The following is a 19,713-nucleotide window of genomic DNA, read 5'->3' on the forward strand; positions in this document are numbered from 1 at the left end:
TTAATTATTTATTAAGGCATAATGAACTTTGTAATATTACTGTAATAATTCATCATAGTTCAATATATAAATATATAGTATTTTTACTCATTTATCAAGAAAAAACACAATACGCATATAAAAACCTAAACTACTTAATTTTCAAACTGATTTTTATATTATAACTTCTTACAATACAAAATTAATCAGACTAAGGACCTACAAAGTACCTTTATACACTTTCAAAAGTTAGTATTTTTAACAAATCTATAAACTTCACTTTATTTTATCATTTCCATTTGCATACGAAACTCAATGCCATGGAATAATTGGTTCATCCAATTGCTGAATTTCACTACATTTTTTTCAGCTGTTTCAATGTCTATAAATTGAAATTTCAATCGAGCTCCTTGTGGTTTTTGTGCTAACTTAGTTAAATGATAACTGGCGATAGTCCCAATTTGAGGATAACTTCCAATAGTATAATGATCATTTAATAAAATAATCGGCGTGCCATCACGTTTTACTTGTATAGTGCCTTTTTTTACAGGTTGATGTGCAGGCATATCTTCGTAATAAGCTTTAATCTTTTTGCCATCAAGTAACATCCCAACACGATTGGATTTATTTGTCACTTTATAATCTCCGTGAATGAAATTGGATTTTGTTGCGTCATCAAAATCTTCAGTCCCCTTATTAGCAACGACATGGAAAACATCTGAAATATAATTAAATGATAAAGCATACCCATCGATGCCCCAATCTGTCGTATGTTTTTCCGCTAAATTTTCAAATAGTTTATGATGACGCTCCGTATATTGACGTTTCATTTCAATTTCATCGCCATTTTCAAGCGTACGACCACGGAATCCTCCAATATTTACTTTCAAATCAGTAGATGTTGAACCTAACCACGAATCTAATTTGAAGCCGCCTCCTACGGCAAGATAGACACGAGACGTTTTATTCGTTTCTTTGAAAGATAAGACGTCATCTTTTTCTACCAAATATAATTTATAAGGCTTTATTTTCATTTTTTGAGTATACGCTTCAAAGTTATTACCTGTTAGTGCAATTAAAGTAGGCTCAGTAAAACGAATTTTTGCCATAACGTGTGTCATTTCGAGTGTAGCTTCATTTTTATCATTTGCGACAAGACGATTCGCTATTTCGTGACCTAGCGTATCTAGAGCTCCACAAGGAATGACACCTGCATGTTCATATCCATAACGTCCAAAATCTTGAAAGCTGCTAAATAATCCTGCTCTTTCTATTATGATTGACATGATTTAAAATCTCCTAATTCTATTTCTTTACGTTCTTTTGGTTGAAAAGTCACATTATCTCCTAATTTCAATAAATTGAAATTTTCTTTCTCAGGATTAAATAAATGTGTCGGCGTATATCCTATAACTAGCCAGTCATTATATGTATCTGTTGTAACAATGCCACACTTTTTTCCTTCATTGATGACCGATCCTGCCCTAACTAACTTTTTCTTTTCACAAGTATGATTGACATATAAGGTTTCATCCATTCCAGTTAAATATGGAAATCCAGGTAAATATCCCATCATCGACACAAAATATTGATGTTCAGAATGTAATTTGATGAATTCCTCTTTTGTAATATTATAATATTTTAATAATCCCTCTAAATCCGGACCAAATTCTTCGCCGTAAATAATTGGAATATGATGAGACAAACTCTCATCTTCATTTATATCTGTTATAGTTAATTCTTCATGAATGGATTGAATTAGATCTTTCATATATTGAAAAGGTGAAGTAATATGATGATGTTTGATCATATCTCTAGCATCATAACAAATCATCATATCTGACTCTGTAGGAACAATTTCAGTAATAAATGGGAGATTTTTTTCTAATAAATGATGACGTACAGCAATTAAATCTTTAGTAACATTTTGTGATACATCTTTTTCTATCGCTATAACGATTGCTTGATCTCCTTGGCTATAAATTTTCATAACTCCACCTCATACTTACTATATTTTATTATTGCCATTCTATTTAATGATGATAAAAAATATTTAAAAATTCAACGACATACGGAATAAGTGATTTCATAAAAAAGTAGACACATAGGCATTGTAATATCACAATAATTGTTGCTACAATACGTGCTTTAACCCTAGCATGTCGTTGCATATAACGATTTGCTAGCCATTTTCCCAAGATATTTAACACAATGATGATTACAAGCCATACTACTACCATAACCTACTCCGTTACTTAATTTTATAATTTTGTTTAGACCATCTTCCATTCACATTCTATATATAAATAGAAACCTCGGCAACCTCTCGCAAACTATTCAAAAGATAGATTTGAACCTTATTGGACTGTAATTTTTTAATTAATTCATCTTTATTATAATCTTTAATGAACAACTTATGTTCGTCAATTAAACTTTGGCGCATACATCCTAATAGAAAGTCTTCCTCATAACTTGGTGTATAATATTGGCCATTTTCTTTAATCATGATGTTACCAATATCGAATTCTAAAATTTTACCTGTTTCACTATACAACAAGATTAAATCAGTATGATGATTGTGGGCAAGATGTTGGCGTTCCGTCGTTTTATTGATTACATATTCTTTTGAACACGTTGCATCGCTTTCTTTCAATTTAGCTGTAAATTTATTCTTTTCAGTCAAGGGTTTGAGAACGTGTGAAAGTTGCCCTGCTTTATCTACTTCTACTTTTAAACGAAATACACCTTGAGGATACTTTGATTTTATTGTTTCAACATATTCTTCCCATTTTCTCTGTGAAAATGAAAACTCTAAACGAATACAAGCTTGTCCTAAACGGACAGTATGATATTGAAATCGTCTTATTTCACCATTATCAAGACGCATGGTTTCAAATAATTTCATTTATAACATCTCCAATATCTTCGTTTTATCGCGAAATTCTTGTACTTCATTCTTTGGATCAGAATCTATCGTAATCCCTGCACCTACACCATAAATGACTTTGTCTTGTCGATATTTTAATGTTCGAATAGGAATGTTAAATATCATTTTATCCTCTGGCATCATTAATCCAATTGACCCGCAATAAATAGAGCGTGGTCCAATTTCTAAAGATTTGATGTATGACATAGTATTGAGCTTCGGCGCACCAGTAATAGAACCACAAGGGAAGAGAGCTTTTAAGATGTCGTGCAGAGATATTTCGTTAATTAAATGTCCAGTGACCATACTTGTCATTTGATACACCGTTTTATACGTTTCAATGAAAAACGGCTTATAGACTTTAATCGTGCCTGTTTCAGAAATTCTAGAAATATCATTGCGCAATAAATCTACAATCATTACATTTTCTGCACGATCTTTAAGAGATTGCTGTAGTGTTTTATAATTTAGTTCATCCTCTTTTTCATCTGCACTTCGTGGCATCGTCCCTTTCATCGGTTTACTCACAATAACATCGTTTTCTCCTTTAAATTTTCCTTTTTGGAAAAAGAGCTCTGGAGAAATAGAAGCGACTTGGAGGTCTTCCGTATCTAATAAAGCCGTATAACCTCCGTTATTCGTTTGAGTTAAATACGTATATAACTCAGAAATTGAATAATGGATATCACTCGTTAAGCGTGTCGTATAGTTTACTTGATACGTCTCACCTTCTACAATCGCCGCTTGCACTTGTTGAATTTTAAAGCGCATTTGTTCATCGCTTTCTTGAAAAGTAAAATTATGTTTCGGCACATAGTTATATACATTTTCTAATGAAGGAGGTTGAACATCTTCTTCATCAAAACTATAAGCTACAGCATATAAATCTCCATGCTCAAGATGATGTGTCGCCATATTTATGTTAAAGTGTGCTGCCGCTTCATAAGTTAAATAGATAGCCACATAACGTCCATTTTTTTGTTCTTTTTCCGCAAAATGAACAACATCTCCGACTTCATCTAATGTATAGGCTAATGATTTGTTTGCATATGTTTTAAAGGTTAATTGATGGGTTTCATACTCATCAGAATTGATATAATAACGATAATTAAACGTGATATTCATTAACCAACCCTACTTTCGATAAAAAGTGACGTAATTGTTCATGTCCATACTCACTTAAAATAGACTCTGGATGATACTGGACTGCATAAATAGGTAACGATATATGTTCTATTGCCATTAAAATATCTTCTTCATTATGCGCAGTTATCTTTAACTCAGAAGGTAACGTATTCTTATCAGCCATTAAAGAATGATAGCGCATGACCTCAAAACGTTGTGGTAAATCTTTAAATATACCAGTACCTGAATGATTCAAGCGAGTCGTGTGACCATGTATTGGTTTCGTGCCATGAATAATATGACCTCCGTAATACTCATATATAAATTGAAAACCTAAACATACGCCTAAAATAGGAATTTCACCTTCATAATGTTGCATAACTTCTTTTAAAATAGGATAATCACTAGGCTTACCGGGCCCCGGTGAAATGACTAATGCGTCAACTTGTAATTGGGATAACTTTTCTAACGACACGTCATCTACTTCATACACTTGAAGTGGCAATGCCGTTTCAGTTTTTATGTAATCAATTAAATTATATGTAAATGAATCTTTATTATCTATTATTACTATCATTGAGATTACTCCAACTTTCCAACAAATATATTCTTCAATTTTATTATAAATTCTTTAATCACGAAAATGTAAGGGCTTACCTTTTTTTCATTTAGAAATATGACTTGATTTTACTGTTTGATTATATTAATCTTACTAGCGTATAAAAAAAGAATCGACAGAGGTTCCTAGCTGAAACCCTCTATAAAAAACTAGACACTTAAAGAAATATTTTTAATTTACAAATAATAAGTAGTTGTAACAACTTATTTTTAATATTTCACAAGTCTATCTTTTTTATAGAGATAGGCTTTTTTCTTTGCCTTTAAAAAGATGCTAGGTTATTTATCGGCAATCCACTGTAAATCATCTTTTCAAAAGGAGAATCATTATGACGCAACAAACCTTAAATAAGGATAAAGCAATTGTAGTATTTAGCGGAGGTCAAGATAGCACAACGTGTCTATTTTACGCTAAAAAACATTTCAAAGATGTAGAATTAGTCACATTTAATTACGGGCAACGTCACGATACGGAAATAGAAGTCGCAAAACAAATCGCACAGGAACAAGGGTTAAAACATCACGTTCTTGATATGTCATTATTATCTCAATTAACTCCAAACGCTTTAACACAGCATGATATGGATATTGAAACTGGTGAAGGTGGCATACCAAATACTTTCGTGCCTGCACGCAATTTATTATTTTTATCATTTGCTGGCGCGCTTGCCTATCAACTTAATGCTAAACATATTATCACTGGCGTATGTGAAACTGACTTTTCTGGATATCCTGACTGTCGTGATAGTTTCATTAAATCTATGAACGTAACATTAAGTCTTTCAATGGATAAAGATTTTGTTATTCATACACCATTAATGTGGTTAGATAAAGCACAAACATGGGAACTTAGCGATGAATTAGGTGTACTTGATTATGTTCGCTATAACACATTAACTTGTTACAACGGCATTGTTGGCGATGGCTGTGGCGAATGTCCAGCGTGCAAATTACGCCAACGTGGTCTTGAACAATATTTAGAAACTAAAGGAGCTAATTAACATGTTTCAACAAATTTATCCAACAGTAAATCATCCTTACAGTTTTGAATTAAACAAAGACTTTAATTTTTCAGCTGCGCATTTCATTCCAAGCGAAGATGCTGGCAAATGTATGAGAACCCATGGCCATACTTACTTTGTTAATTTAACAATTGCTGGCGATACGTTAGATTATAACGGATTTTTAATTAATTTTAGTGATTTAAAAAAACTTATTCACGATCAATTTGATCATTATTTATTAAATGATTTACCACAATTCAAAGATAAAAGCCCATCTACTGAAATCGTAGCACAAACAATTTACGATATTGTCGAATCACATTTACAAACTTACGATAATCAACCTCGTTGCGTTCAAGTGTATTTACGTGAAACGCCATCTAGTTATGTTGTTTATCGTCCTAAGGAGTTTAAATAATGGTAGCTAAAATTCCAGTATTAGAGATATTCGGCCCTACTATCCAAGGTGAGGGTCATGTAATTGGACGCAAAACAATGTTCGTACGCACAGCAGGATGTGATTATCGTTGTAGCTGGTGTGATTCAGCCTTTACGTGGGATGGGAGTGCTAAAGAAGACATTCAATTGATGACTGCTGAAGAAATCTATGATCAATTACGTGAAGTTGGGGGCGACCATTTCGATCATGTCACTATTTCAGGTGGTAACCCAGCTTTAATTAAAGGTATTCAAGATTTAGTTGATTTATTTGAAAAGAAAAATATTTATACTGCTTTAGAAACACAAGGCAGTAAGTTCCAACCGTGGATGACTCAAATTGACGATTTAACAATTAGTCCAAAGCCACCTAGTTCTACTATGACGCCTAATCTAGATATTCTAGATAGCGTGATTGAACAATGTGTCCATGAGTCGTTAAATTTAAAAGTTGTCATTTTCGATGATAAAGATTATGACTTTGCGAAAATGATTCATCATCGCTATCCTACCATTCCTTTCTATTTGCAAGTAGGTAACCCTTATTTAGATGATGATGTCACTAATCATACCGAAAAATTATTAGAACGTTATGAAGCATTAGTTGAAACAGTTATGCAAAGTAATGATATGAACCATGTTTATGTTTTACCACAATTGCACACTTTACTATGGAGTAATAAGAAAGGCGTTTAAATATAGTATAATTATAAGTAAATATTTATTAAGTGTTTTGAAATGATTAAGTTTGTTTTAATTGCTATAATATTCAAATGAAGTAAGTGTGACAGGAGTACAACATGACTATTTATGTATTAATTAATATTGCCATTGTGCTTGGCATTTTGGGTTTCGACCTATACAGACATCGTTTTAAACATTTTAATTTCAGTTCCGTTTTAATTGCTATTATTATTAACGGCTTTATTAATATTATTGTCATTGAAAAGTTTAATTTTATAGCGTTATGTTCAATTGTGTTTTTCTTATGTTGGTTAGGACTCCAATATTATTTAAAAATCAAAGGCTATTCTTTCATCATTGAAGAATATAAATCTATTGCCCTTATATTTGCAATTATTATTAGTTGCTCCTTACTTATAACATTCGGAACAAGTGACCATTCAGTATACATGTCAGTACCCTATCTCGCGCCCACTATTTTTATTATCGGGGCTGTTATTATCTTCTCAGCTACATTTAATTCAAATGAACTTGAACATATTAAATTGCTAAGAAAATTTAAATATCCGATTATGACTGGTCACGTTATTATTCTTATTTCAATTGTATTACTCACGCTATTAACTCCATTTTGGTATGTGTTTGTCATTATTTACTTGTTATTTGGCTTGTATATTTTATGGCAATTGAAATTCTTACAAACAAATCATAAAACATCTAAACAAATATAAAAATGCTTGAAGAACATACAGATAATTCTTCAAGCATTTTTGTATTTATGTTAATAAATGTTTTCTTTTTCACGCTCTGGTGTTTTAGTAATGCCATTATTGTCAAACGTTTGTCTTAAATTAGAAGCTTGCACAATATATTTAGGTCGTTGTTTCACTTCATAATAAATACGGCCAATGTATTCGCCCACGATTCCTATTGAAATTAATTGAATACCACCTAACAATAATACTGCAGCAATTGTTGTAAAGTAGCCAGGGTTATTAATTCCATTTACTAAAATGCCTATTAATAAATAAAGGATATATATAATACTTATGCCAAATACAAACAATCCAAGATAAATCATAGCTCTTAGAGGTTTGTTATTGAACGAGATTAATCCATCAATACCATAATTCAATAATTTAGTGAATGTCCATTTTGATTGTCCTGCTTCACGTTCCACATTTTTATAGGTAAAAATTTTAGTATTATAACCTATCCACTCAAATAATCCTTTTGAAAAACGATTATATTCTTTTAATGAAGCCATTGATCTAACAGCACGCTGACTTAATAACCTAAAGTCACCTACGCCATCGATAAATTTGATATCCTCGACAAAGCTATTAATCAACTTATAGTATAGTTTCGTCATTGATTTTCTAGCAAAATTTTCACCCGTTCGATCACGTTGAGCGATAACTTGGTCGTAGCCTTCTAAATAACCGTCAATCATTTTAGGAATAAATTCTGGAGGATGTTGTAAGTCCCCATCTATCATTACTACAGCATCAAAATCTACACTATGCTGAAAACCAGCAATCATTGCTGATTCTTTGCCAAAATTCCGACTGAAAGAAATATATTTTACGTGTTTATCGATCGTTGCTAAGTTTTGGATGTGATCAATGGTATCATCTTTACTTCCATCATCAATAAATAATAGGTCATAGCTATAATCTTTAACCACACTATCTTCCATCAAAATTTCAGTCAATTTGTCGTAGGTCTTCGCTACGACTTCACCTTCATTAAAACAAGGCACAATGACTCTGATTTTCATCCAATTACATCCTTTTCTACATTCTTAATATTATTTTATCAATAAAATTAAGAAATATTCTACTTAAAACTATGTAATTAACAAAGAAATGATAATATTTGTATTAAATTAATAAAAATGTATTTGTAAATTAAAGGTTTTAGTAAATAGTATTATTTCAAATCTCCAATATTAACATCATCAGGGTCTTTACCTTGGCGTGCATTTTTATTTAAATTGTCTATTTCAGCAATCTCAGTGAGTTCCAAATTAAAATCAAAGATATCATGGTTCTCACGTATGCGCGAAGGTGTCTTAGATTTCGGAATTACAATACGATTATGAGCTAAATGCCATCTTAATATAATTTGCGCAGGCGTTTTTTCATATTGTTCTGCTAATTTAGAAATAATTGGATCATCAAATAACCCTCGATTACGCATTAATGGCATCCAAGCCGTAACTACAATATCATGTTTATCACAAAAGTCTTGAAGATCTTGTTGATTAAAATAAGGATGTAATTCAATTTGATTTACATGAGGCACAATATCGGTAGCTGTCATCAATTTCTCTAGGTGGTGTTCTTTAAAATTACAAACACCAATCGCCTTTACTTTACCTTCTTCATATAGTTTTTCTAAAGCCTTATAAGATTCAATATATAAATCATCTTTTTCACATGGCCAATGTATTAAATATAAATCTAGGTACTCCACGTCTAAATTCTCTAATGATTTATTAAAATGATCTAGCGTACTTTCATAACCTTGATAATCATTCCACAATTTAGAGGTAATAAATAAATCTTCACGTGGAATACCACTATTTTTTAGTGCTTTACCAAGCGATTGTTCATTTCCATAAAAATAAGCTGTATCAAAAGCACGATAACCATCTTCTATCGCAGTTTGAATCGCTGTTTCCATTTCTTCATCTGTCACTTTATATACGCCTAAGCCTACTTTAGGCATTGGATATCCATTGTCTAAAATTTGTGTATCGTTAATCATTCTTCCTTCTCCTCAATACCATTTTTATCATTATAACTTTATTCGAAATATGTAAAAAATAAAGACACTTAGGTATCAGTACCCAAGTGTCACTTGTTTTATTCTTCTGAATCTTCTTTGTGTTTATGTTTGTGATCATGATTATCTTCATCTTCTTCATCATCAATCGTTGGTCTAGTTTCAATAAATTGATATTTAAGAATAACCCAAACTAATTGATGATTATCCATTTCAGATATAATCCAACGATCATATTCAGTATCAATATGATCTTCTACTTGTAAATTAGTATTATGTGCTTGTAACCAACCACCAATTGTATCGATATCTTCTGAATCTTCAAATTCAATACCAAACTGTTCGTTTAAATCATCTAAAAGCACACGGCCATTAATTTGGTACGTATCTTCCTCAAGTTTAACGATATCATTCACTTCATCATCGTCAAACTCATCTCTGATTTCACCAACAATTTCTTCAAGAATATCTTCCATCGTTAAAATACCAGCAGTACCACCATATTCATCAATGATTAAACTAATATGAACATGTTCACGTTGCATTCTCACTAAAGCATCACTTATACGTGTTGTTTCAGAAATCATTGGTAACTCATGAATATAATTCGCAATCTTAATTGTCTTACCTGATGCATATTCAGTTAAGAATTCTTTCACGTTAATAAACCCTTTAATATGGTCTTTATCACCATCTTCTGTGATTGGATAACGTGTAAATTGATGCTCTTTAATTGTTTCTAATAATTCATCTACGTTAAATGGCTCATTTAACGTCACTAATTGTGTACGTGGCACCATGATATCTTTCGCATGTCTTTCATCAAATGAAAAGATATTTTGCATATAGTTAAGCTCTGTCTGGTTAATTTCCCCACCATTATAACTATTATTAATAATAATTTTTATTTCTTCTTCTGACATCGCATCAGTTTGAGCATCTGGATCTACGCCCAACATTCTAATAATGACACGAGCTGAACCATTCATTAACCAAATTAATGGTTTCATGATATTTCCGAAATAATATAAAGGTCTAGCATAAGTTAATGCTAATTTCTCTGTGTGCTGAATAGCTAAAGATTTAGGCGCTAATTCACCTAAAACAACATGTAAGTATGTTACAACAATAAATGAGATAACGAATGAAATTGTTGTTGTTAATGCATCAGGTAAATGAAGTAAATCGAATAACGGATGCAACAATTTCTCAAATGTTGGTTCACCTAACCAACCTAATCCTAAAGATGTAACTGTAATACCTAATTGACATGCTGATAAATAATAGTCTAAATTGGCAATCATTTTTTTAACAATCTTTGCACTACCATTACCTTCTTCAGCTAATTGTTCAATTCGCGTTGAACGAACTTTTACTAAAGCAAATTCTGAACCTACAAATACTGTAGTTAGTGCAATTAATAGAAAAAATATTACTAAGTTAATTATGGTCGCTGTTTCCAATTAATTCCCTATTTCTAGGGATTCACCTCCATATAATATGTGTCCCATATGAGTAACACGGATTTATTGTATCTTGCTTAATAACAATATATGCACATGTTAAGACCTTCCCATTGCGACACCCCCCGAAAAAATGTATTACTTTTATTTTATCATATATTAATTACAAATAGTTGAATGTAACCCTTTTAATTAAAAAATTACAATTTATCATTTAAAACTAAGATTGCATAATAGTCAAGGAAGTATAAAGACTCCCACCTATTTAGCATATTCCTATTCTATACTCTCATATGTCTACCCATTTTTGCATGTTTTAACATTAATTTTAAATAAAAATCTCTTGCCCTATTTTTCAAGAGCAAGAGACTGATTAATCAACTATATTATTCATCCATAGATTCAGATGCTTTAATTTCATCGCGTGTTAATTTAGGTTTTAAGATACCATACATAAACGCTGAAACTAAAGTACCTACAACTAAAGCAATTAATGTTTGTACGATGTGGCTAAAGTCTGTAGCTGCGATAACGATGATACCACCGTGTGGCGCATTAATTCTTGAACCTAATGCTAATGCGATAGCGCCACCAACACCTGAACCTACCATCATTGATGGAATTACACGTAATGGGTCAGCTGCTGCGAATGGAATTGCACCTTCTGTGATGAATGAAAGTCCCATTACATAGTTTGGTATGATTGAACCACGTTGTTCTTTAGTAAATTTACGTTTGAAAATGACCATAGCTGTCGCAATTGCTAATGGTGGAATCATACCACCAACCATAGCTGCTGTAATTGGTGCTGCGTTACCTTCAGTTAAAGCAGCTGTTGCGAATACATATGCCGCTTTGTTGAATGGACCACCCATATCGATAGCCATCATTGCACCGATAACTAAACCAAGTAACATAATGTTTGAACTTGATAGGCTGTTTAAGCCATTTAATAATAAGTTATTTAACCATGCTGCTGGAGGGTTAAATACATAAATCATTAATAAACCAGTGATTGTTACACTTAATAATGGATAAATTAATGTTGGTTTTAAACCTTCTACAGCTTGTGGTAAACCACGAGTAATATATTTAATACCTTGAGTTAAGTAACCTGCTAAGAAACCTGCAATAATACCACCGATAAATCCTGAACCACCTGAACTAGCTAACATACCGCCAACTAAACCAGCTGCGAAACCTGGTTTATCTGCAATACTACGTGCGATGAAACCAGCTAATACAGGAATAATTAATGCGAAAGCACTATTTTTACCAATATTCCATAATTGTTCAGCAAATGGATTATAATCGGCTTTCTTAGGATCAAATGAAGTTGCTCCAAATATGAACACAATTGCCATTAAGATACCACCAGCGATAACAAGTGGTAACATATTTGAAACACCATTCATTAAGTGTTTGTAAAATGCTTTACCGAAACTTTGCTTTTCGTTACTTTCACCAGCTTTAGATTTTGAACTTTCTCCACGAGCTACGAAAGGTTTACGACTTGTATCAAGTGCAGTATTAATTAATTCTTCTGGACGTTTAATACCGTCAGCAACTGGTACTTCAACAACATTTTTACCATCGAAACGATCTGTTTCAACATGTACGTCAGCTGCAACAATTACACCTGTTGCTCTTTCAATATCTTGTTGTGTTAAATGGTTTTTAATACCACCAGAACCATTTGTTTCAACTTTAATTTTAACTCCCATTTTATCAGCTTGTTTTTTCAAAGCGTCACGAGCCATATAAGTATGAGCGATACCTGTAGGACAAGCTGTTACTGCAAGTACATATGGTTCGTTTGAATCTTGAGTTGGAGTGCCAGCAGTTGTCGCACCAGCTGTAGCCGCTTCTTGTTCTTGTGCCTCTTTTTCTTCTTCTTTAGTCGCTTCATCATCTGCATTATCAATGATTTGAAGTACTTCTTCTGGAGAATTAGCGTGTAATAAGTTTTCTCTCACTTTATCATCCATTAAAATACCAGATAACTTAGCTAATGCATCTAAATGTGTTTGTGCGCCACCTTCTGGAGCAGCAATCATAAAGAATAAGTGTGCAGGTTGTCCATCTAAACTTTGATAATCAACACCAGTTTTAGATTTACCAAAAGCAATTGCTGGAGATTTCACGGCAGCCACTTTAGCATGTGGAATGGCAATACCTTCACCAATACCAGTTGTACTTTGTGATTCACGATTGTGAATAGCTTCTTTAAATTGCGCAATATCACTTAATTTGCCAGCTTTATCTAATTGATTAACTAATTCATCGATAACGCCATTTTTATCTGTAGCTGATAAATCCATTGTAATCGTTGATTTAGTTAGTAATTCTGTAATTCTCATCTATTTCACTCCCCATCAAGTACTGTAACAGTAACTTGTGATTTAATATTTTCTATATCCTCAATAGTTGCTAAATCCTCTGTAAATGCTGTTGCTGTCCCAGAAGCTACTGCTTGTTGAAAAGCATCTTCTAATGATAAGCCAGTTTCAAGTCCAGCGACCATACCAGCAACTGTACTATCTCCAGAACCCACCGTATTGACGACTTGTCCTTTAGGATTTTGTGCTTTAATACTGCGTTGATCATCAATGTAGATAGCGCCATCGCCACCTAAAGAAATGATGACAGATTGCGCACCTTCTTTTAAAATTTCTCTACCATATTTCACAACATCTTCGTCACTAGTGACTGTCATATTAAACATTTCTTCCAACTCATCTTTATTAGGTTTAATAAACAATGGTTGATATTTTAATACTGTGTTAACTAAGTCTTTTTCAGCATCGACTACTAATTTAGCGCCTGTTTGTTGCGTAATGCTAGCAATTTGTGCGTAAGCATCACTTGGAATACTTTTCGGAACGCTACCAGCTACGATCACTGTATCTTCTGAAGTTGTTTGTTTAATCTGAGTTAACAATGCCTGGAATTGCTCATCCGTCACATTAGGACCTGGCGCATTGATTTCTGTTTCATCACCAGATTTCAATTTAACGTTAATGCGTGTATCATCATCTACTTTGATGAAATCTGTGTTAATATCACTTTGTTCTAAAGTGTTAGCGATAAAATCTCCTGGAAAGCCTCCAGCAAAGCCTAAAGCAGTCGATTGAACGCCAAGTGTCTTTAACACACGTGATACATTTATGCCTTTGCCCCCAGCAAACTTATACGTTTTTTTGGCTCTATTTAGACCTTTAAGTTCAAAACCATTCGTAAACATAATGTAGTCGATGGATGGATTAAACGTTACTGTGTAAATCATGACTCTCCTCCTAAAAATTGATATTTATCTCTATATTTAGCGTAGTGCTTATGCAGTTTTACTAGTTTAGACACGATTAATTCAACTTTGTGATTGCCTATTGGAACATGCGCGAAATAAACTTCATCTAATTTAGATTGATCAAGTAAAATATAAGATTGTGTCGCTTGTTCAATCGCCTTTTCTTTAATCAATGCTTCCTTTTCATCTGGAGTAGTAAAGCCATAGTTTAGATCAACCCCATTCATTCCTAAAAATGCCTTATCGAAACAATAGCGACCTAAAGTATGTAAAGCGCTAGCGCCTACTGTAGCAAGTGTAGTTTCTTTAACTTGTCCACCAATCATCAACGTTTTTATACCTTGATTCAAAAGTTTCTCTACGTGTGGCAAACCATTCGTTACCACTACAATGTTTTTCGCTTTTATAAAAGGAATCATTTCAATTGTGGACGAACCGGCATCAATAAAAATACAATCGTTATCTTGGATTAATTGTGCAGCTACTTTTCCAATCTCTCGTTTTTCTTTTAGATTTAAAGACATTTTTTCGGAAAGCACTGGCTCACTATTTCGCCGACTATTAAGCATCGCTCCCCCATGAACACGTTGAAGACGACCTAATTGTTGCAATTTTGATAAATCTCTTCTTATTGTTGAAGCACTACAACCTGTGCGATCAATCAATTCTTGAAGGGTTAAAAAGTCATTTTTCTTCAGTTCTTGTAGTATTATGTTATGTCGTTTTTCTGAAATCATTACATCGCCCCTCTTCAACTTAGATTATAATGTGTGCGCTTACATTTTTCAATCAAAATTTATCAAAAACAATCAAAAACATTCACAAAGTATAAAAAAACAGATATCGCGTACTTCATTTTTCTGTAGCAATATCTGTTTATATTTCATTATTTTTGAAGTATATCAGCTGTTTGAGCATTTGTAATATCAATTAAATCTTTTATATTTACAACGATTTGAATGCCTCGTTGACCACCACTCACATGTATTTTGTCTCTTTCTAGCGCCGATTGATCGATTGTAGTTTTAAATAAGTGCTTCATGCCTATTGGCGAACAACCTCCACGAATATAACCCGTCACTTGTTTTAAATTCTCCATCGGCATGAGAGTGAGTTTCTTCTCATTAACTACATGTGCTGCTTCTTTTAAATCTAGTGTTTCATTTACCGGAATAACAAAGACAAAATGATCATGGTTTGCATTTTCCAATACTAATGTTTTATATACATCTTCCACATTAGCCCCCACGATGTGAGCAATTGTCTTGCCATCCATATGACCATCGCTAACCTCAAAGGTTCTTACTTCATAGTCAACTTTTGCTCTATCCAGCATACGCATAGCATTTGTTTTCTTATGCTTCATTTTATCACCTCGTTAGTACTCATCCTTATTCTACTATATATTAAACAAATGAAAAAACTCGTTGAAAATATATTTTTGGAGACAACGACTGCTAGAAAACCCTTATCAATCGACAAGGCGAAATGCATAACGACGGGACTTTTTAAAGGAACACCTGAGCTAAAGCTCATGTGTAATTACCACTAACTTCTAAAGAAGAAGTGGTGCTTTAAGGCATGCATAAGACGACGATGAGTGAAAGGGTTTGTCTACCGTCTGACAAAAAAAGCGCACTTTTCTATTCATAGAAAAGGCGCTATCACTTGTTAGTTGCTGTTATTGGTTCAATTTTACCCATCTTGTTAATGGCGATTTCGTCTGGTTGTTTGCTATCGTTTGATTGAAGTGTAAACGTAACATCTTGATTGTTTTCATCCGTTTGATTCAATTGAATCGTTTCCCCGTAATGTTGCATTGAATAATTCTCAGCCATAATTTTGCATTCTTCAGCTGAATACATATGTTTCGGCTTTGTTTGGTTCTGTTGTAGTTGATTATAACGAATCTCCGCTTTTTGTTCTTCTGCATTTTTTTCCGATGCTTTTGCTGTATGGTTACTATTAATATTTAATATCTCTTTCGTTGCCGATACTTTTCCCATTTTTGAAAATGAAGAAATCGTGTGATGTACTTTAGCTAAGGCATCTTGATTTGTTGCGATAAACAATAAAAAGGCTAAGCAAATTGATAAAATAATAGCTACCATACCTAATAGTATGTTTTTAAAGTTCATCTCCTTACCCACATTTCTCTCTAAATTTTTTCTTATCTTAACATACAAATGGGTAAAAATAATTATGTAGACTGCAATTTAAAATAACTGTAATCTTTGTAACAGTTATTTTACTTAACGACTTTATATTGTTACATATTAACAACTTAAATGTAAAAAACAATAAAGAGGTCTGGACAAAAGCGCTTAGGATTTGAGCAAAACCGAACGATGAGCAAAATTGTTCTCCAAATTTTGTCGAGTTGTGACGGACTTTGCCGAAAATCCTGCTTTTGGGAAGCCGTTAAGCAGTACCCATAGCATGCTTTTTGTCCAGACCTCTTTTGTGTAGGTTTATTTAGATGTATTACGAGCACGGCGTTTCGTTTGCAATGCCTTTTCAATAAAAATAATAAGAATACCGAGCAACATTACAATGATGGACATATATAGTGGAAATTCTAAATTTATATCGAATAGCGCGCCTGCTGCAAGAGGGCCTATAAAGTTACCCATACTAGTAAAGGTGGAGTTTAGTCCACCGGCGAAACCTTGTCGATTGCCTGCAATATTTGAGTAATAATTTGTAAGTGCTGGACGAATTAAATCGAAACCGATAAACACAATAAAGCTAATGATCATAATTGTCCAATAGTTATTTGACAGAATAAGCAGTCCTAAGACGATGGCTGAGTATAATAGTGACCATACAATAAATGTTAATTCTGTCATATATTTCATAAATTTATCGAAAAAGAATACTTGGAATACTGCACCTGCAATACCCCCACCTACAATAGCGATTGAAATATCCACTGGTGAATAGTTTGCTTTTTCAGATGTATATAATGAGAATAAGGTTTCAAACGCTGATAAGCCAAATGCTAAGACAAGTGTCAAAATAATTGGTGTAATAAACACTTTCCAATTAATTTTAGTCAGAACTTCTGGTTCAAAATTGTGGAACGTATCATTCGATTCGTTACGTGGATTATGAATTAATATTAAAGACATGATAAATGCTAGAATGCCGAGTGTTCCTGCGAAATAAAACGGCATGCGATGAGAAAATTCAGCTAGAAAGCCTCCTATTCCCGGTCCAAGGATAAATCCTGAATTAATGATGGCAGACATATAACCAAAATTCTTAGCTTTGTCTTTAGCTGGCGAAATATCAGCAATCATTCCGGTCACGCCTGGCATGACCATACCTGCGCTAAAACCACCTAAAACTCTAGAAATAATTAATGTTGAAAAATGATGACCTGCTGCAAATAAAAACTCTGAAATAGCAAATAAAACAAGGCCAATACAAATAATTAACTTTTTACCTAATTTATCTGCTAAAGTTCCTCCAAATGGAGAGATAATCATTTGTGATAGCGCAAAGACTGCAACTAAGACCCCTAGATCACTACCTTTTAATCCTAAATCTTTCAAGTAAACCGGTAAAACTGGAATAACGAGTCCTATACCTACAAAGATTAAGAAAATGTTGAAATATAATGTAAATAATTGTTTTTTCATGCTGTCACCTCTTTTCAAAGAATGTATCTTCGTAAAATTTCATTAATATTTTTAGTTAAAAATTACATAATATTGAAACATTGTATACTATTCTCTTCCTATATTACAATAGCAAAATGTAAATTCTAAATAATTCAACTTATAACAGGTATAATAAAAGTAACAACTATTCATTTGAGGTGAAAACAATGAAATATCAAAAAGATGGGCAAACATTTCTTTTAGTATTAGATAAAGGTGAAGATATTGTAGAAAAAATAACGCAATTTGCTGAAGAACATGAAATGAAATTTGGAACAGTAAGTGGCATCGGTGCTTGCGATAATGTAACTTTAAATTTCTATAATTTAGAAACGCAAGAATATGAAGCGCGTGAAATAAATGAAGCATTAGAATTAACAAGTTTATTAGGTAATATTTCGCATATCGATGAACAGCCATTTGCCCATTTGCATGGAACGTTTGGCACACGCGATTTCCAAACATTAAGTGGACACTTAACAAAAGCCATCGTATCAGCTACAGCTGAAATTGTAATTACAATGACAACTATGGATATTAATCGTACACATGATAATGAAACAGGGTTAAATCTATTACGTCCGTAATGTCCCAGCATATAAAATGCTTCTTAAAATGGATAAATGACTACTTTTCTCAATTCAGTATTATTTCAAATTAATATGCGATATACAGGTATATTAGTTGATTACATTTTTATGAAAGTTTATTATTAAAAATTGACTAAACAAATTTAGCGTTTTATTAATATCAAAGAAAGTAGTGTATGATATGCTAGCGCGTTATATTGCAAGGATATACTTTATCATTCTTTTTACTGTGTCATTATTTGAATCTCAAGTTTTTAATTTTATGAGTTTAAATCTTTTTTTAGCTTATATCCCTTTTGAATTGTGTTTACTTTTAAGACTCTTCAAACCTAGAAAGAGATTTGAATGGCCTCTATTTATAGTGTTCGCACTTATTTTTATATTGCTAGTGCCTAACACCTTTTATATGCTGACAGATTTAATACATCTAAACCAATTTACTTTTGATTTTTATGTACGCTTAAACTTAATGGAATGGATTTATTTCACTTATTTACTTTTAGGCGTCTTTTTAGCAATTTATTGTATGGTGTTAATTTTCATTAATTTATCTCATTTCACTGCAAATAAATGGTTTAATCGTTCATTAATTATCGTATTAATGTTTTTGAATGGTTTAGGCATTTATATGGGCCGTTTTTTACGATTTCACACCGTGCATTTAATCACTAGACCTTTCACTATTATTCAACAAGTGCTTAATGAGTTAAACATTCATACAATTATTTTCGTACTATTAATGGTATTACTACAAGCTGTTATTATTTTATTTGTAAAAGGAGTGCGTGTAGCCAAATGATGAATATTTTTTTACTCCTTATTATAATAGTAGCTTTGCAACTTGTTATAGGGCATTTCTTTAACCGTATCGGTTTCAGTATGAAAAATAGTTTATTACTTATGCTTTTACCATTAGGTATCGGTTTATTTTTAGTACAGGTTTTTTATTATGAGCGTCACTACCCTAGATGGGAAGTACCGTTTCACGTAAAACTTAGATTAAAATATATGTATTTAATCACTTTCTTAGAATATGTAGCCGTTTATCTCTGCATATTCGTTTTAAATTAATACTTATATGTTGAAAAATGCGAGTTCTATTTTAATTCCAATGGGACTCGCAT

Annotated in this window: 22 protein-coding genes; 7 read left to right on the forward strand and 15 right to left on the reverse strand. The window is 32.6% G+C overall.

Features of this window, described 5'->3' with window-relative positions; genetic code table 11:
* Positions 1-260 precede the first annotated feature (260 nt).
* From MT340_RS10390 to MT340_RS10415, 6 genes are read right to left on the reverse strand one after another with little or no spacing between them, the layout of a single operon-like run.
* On the reverse strand, positions 261-1,265 hold the full coding sequence (locus MT340_RS10390; protein ID WP_243589883.1) for a 5-oxoprolinase subunit C family protein: 1,005 nt from the start codon (positions 1,263-1,265) through the stop codon (positions 261-263).
* Positions 1,253-1,969 carry a 5-oxoprolinase subunit B family protein gene (locus MT340_RS10395; RefSeq protein ID WP_243603846.1) on the reverse strand — a complete coding sequence of 239 codons (717 nt, stop codon included), beginning with the start codon at positions 1,967-1,969 and terminating at the stop codon, positions 1,253-1,255. Before MT340_RS10395 ends, MT340_RS10390 begins: the two co-directional genes overlap by 13 nt.
* A gap of 43 nt (positions 1,970-2,012) precedes the next feature.
* Complete coding sequence (locus MT340_RS10400; protein WP_243603847.1) at positions 2,013-2,219, reverse strand: hypothetical protein; 207 nt, start codon at positions 2,217-2,219, stop codon at positions 2,013-2,015.
* 56 nt (positions 2,220-2,275) lie between these two features.
* Positions 2,276-2,884 carry an aminotransferase class IV gene (locus MT340_RS10405; RefSeq protein ID WP_243589886.1) on the reverse strand — a complete coding sequence of 203 codons (609 nt, stop codon included), beginning with the start codon at positions 2,882-2,884 and terminating at the stop codon, positions 2,276-2,278.
* Positions 2,885-4,030, reverse strand: a complete 1,146-nt coding sequence (locus MT340_RS10410) for a chorismate-binding protein (protein WP_243589887.1) — start codon at positions 4,028-4,030, stop codon at positions 2,885-2,887.
* On the reverse strand, positions 4,014-4,607 hold the full coding sequence (locus MT340_RS10415) for an anthranilate synthase component II (RefSeq protein WP_243589888.1): 594 nt from the start codon (positions 4,605-4,607) through the stop codon (positions 4,014-4,016). The genes MT340_RS10410 and MT340_RS10415 overlap by 17 nt, the downstream gene beginning before the upstream one ends.
* A 370-nt stretch (positions 4,608-4,977) precedes the next feature.
* Between MT340_RS10415 and queC the strand changes: the two genes are divergently transcribed.
* From queC to MT340_RS10435, 4 genes are all read left to right on the forward strand, one after another.
* Positions 4,978-5,649, forward strand: a complete 672-nt coding sequence (gene queC / locus MT340_RS10420; protein ID WP_243589889.1) for a 7-cyano-7-deazaguanine synthase QueC — start codon at positions 4,978-4,980, stop codon at positions 5,647-5,649.
* A gap of 1 nt (position 5,650) precedes the next feature.
* Positions 5,651-6,070, forward strand: coding sequence for a 6-carboxytetrahydropterin synthase QueD (gene queD / locus MT340_RS10425; protein WP_243589890.1), 420 nt, complete (start codon positions 5,651-5,653; stop codon positions 6,068-6,070).
* Positions 6,070-6,786 (forward strand): 7-carboxy-7-deazaguanine synthase QueE, encoded by a 717-nt coding sequence (queE, locus tag MT340_RS10430; RefSeq protein ID WP_243589891.1) that lies wholly within the window; start codon positions 6,070-6,072, stop codon positions 6,784-6,786. Before queD ends, queE begins: the two co-directional genes overlap by 1 nt.
* A gap of 104 nt (positions 6,787-6,890) precedes the next feature.
* Complete coding sequence (locus MT340_RS10435) at positions 6,891-7,505, forward strand: hypothetical protein (RefSeq protein ID WP_243589892.1); 615 nt, start codon at positions 6,891-6,893, stop codon at positions 7,503-7,505.
* Positions 7,506-7,555: 50 nt separating this feature from the next.
* On the opposite strand, the gene MT340_RS10440 is transcribed toward MT340_RS10435, so the two are convergent.
* The 9 genes from MT340_RS10440 to norA form a co-directional block, all read right to left on the reverse strand.
* Positions 7,556-8,554: a glycosyltransferase family 2 protein gene (locus MT340_RS10440; RefSeq protein ID WP_243589893.1), complete on the reverse strand. Its 999-nt coding sequence runs from the start codon at positions 8,552-8,554 to the stop codon at positions 7,556-7,558.
* Positions 8,555-8,706: 152 nt separating this feature from the next.
* On the reverse strand, positions 8,707-9,546 hold the full coding sequence (locus MT340_RS10445) for an aldo/keto reductase (protein WP_243603848.1): 840 nt from the start codon (positions 9,544-9,546) through the stop codon (positions 8,707-8,709).
* Positions 9,547-9,644: 98 nt separating this feature from the next.
* On the reverse strand, positions 9,645-11,027 hold the full coding sequence (locus MT340_RS10450; RefSeq protein ID WP_243589895.1) for a hemolysin family protein: 1,383 nt from the start codon (positions 11,025-11,027) through the stop codon (positions 9,645-9,647).
* Between the two features lie 386 nt (positions 11,028-11,413).
* Positions 11,414-13,387, reverse strand: coding sequence for a PTS fructose transporter subunit IIABC (locus tag MT340_RS10455; protein WP_243603849.1), 1,974 nt, complete (start codon positions 13,385-13,387; stop codon positions 11,414-11,416).
* Between the two features lie 5 nt (positions 13,388-13,392).
* Positions 13,393-14,313 carry a 1-phosphofructokinase gene (gene pfkB / locus MT340_RS10460; RefSeq protein WP_243603850.1) on the reverse strand — a complete coding sequence of 307 codons (921 nt, stop codon included), beginning with the start codon at positions 14,311-14,313 and terminating at the stop codon, positions 13,393-13,395.
* Complete coding sequence (locus MT340_RS10465; protein WP_243603851.1) at positions 14,310-15,071, reverse strand: DeoR/GlpR family DNA-binding transcription regulator; 762 nt, start codon at positions 15,069-15,071, stop codon at positions 14,310-14,312. The genes pfkB and MT340_RS10465 overlap by 4 nt, the downstream gene beginning before the upstream one ends.
* 149 nt (positions 15,072-15,220) lie before the next feature.
* Complete coding sequence (gene ybaK / locus MT340_RS10470) at positions 15,221-15,700, reverse strand: Cys-tRNA(Pro) deacylase (RefSeq protein WP_243589897.1); 480 nt, start codon at positions 15,698-15,700, stop codon at positions 15,221-15,223.
* A 298-nt stretch (positions 15,701-15,998) separates the two neighbouring features.
* Positions 15,999-16,472 (reverse strand): hypothetical protein, encoded by a 474-nt coding sequence (locus tag MT340_RS10475; RefSeq protein WP_243589898.1) that lies wholly within the window; start codon positions 16,470-16,472, stop codon positions 15,999-16,001.
* A 333-nt stretch (positions 16,473-16,805) separates the two neighbouring features.
* On the reverse strand, positions 16,806-17,978 hold the full coding sequence (gene norA / locus MT340_RS10480; RefSeq protein ID WP_243589899.1) for a multidrug efflux MFS transporter NorA: 1,173 nt from the start codon (positions 17,976-17,978) through the stop codon (positions 16,806-16,808).
* Positions 17,979-18,166: 188 nt separating this feature from the next.
* Here norA and MT340_RS10485 point away from each other — a divergent pair, with 188 nt between their 5' ends.
* The 3 genes from MT340_RS10485 (at position 18,167) to MT340_RS10495 (ending at position 19,660) form a co-directional block, all read left to right on the forward strand.
* Positions 18,167-18,586: a PPC domain-containing DNA-binding protein gene (locus MT340_RS10485; RefSeq protein WP_243603852.1), complete on the forward strand. Its 420-nt coding sequence runs from the start codon at positions 18,167-18,169 to the stop codon at positions 18,584-18,586.
* Between the two features lie 184 nt (positions 18,587-18,770).
* Entirely contained in the window at positions 18,771-19,388 is a 618-nt protein-coding gene (locus tag MT340_RS10490; RefSeq protein WP_243589901.1) for a DUF1361 domain-containing protein, read from the forward strand.
* Entirely contained in the window at positions 19,385-19,660 is a 276-nt protein-coding gene (locus MT340_RS10495) for a hypothetical protein (RefSeq protein ID WP_243589902.1), read from the forward strand. The genes MT340_RS10490 and MT340_RS10495 overlap by 4 nt, the downstream gene beginning before the upstream one ends.
* Positions 19,661-19,713 lie beyond the last annotated feature (53 nt).

This window comes from Staphylococcus sp. NRL 16/872, from assembly GCF_022815905.2.
In the GTDB taxonomy this organism is placed as follows: Bacteria; Bacillota; Bacilli; order Staphylococcales; family Staphylococcaceae; genus Staphylococcus.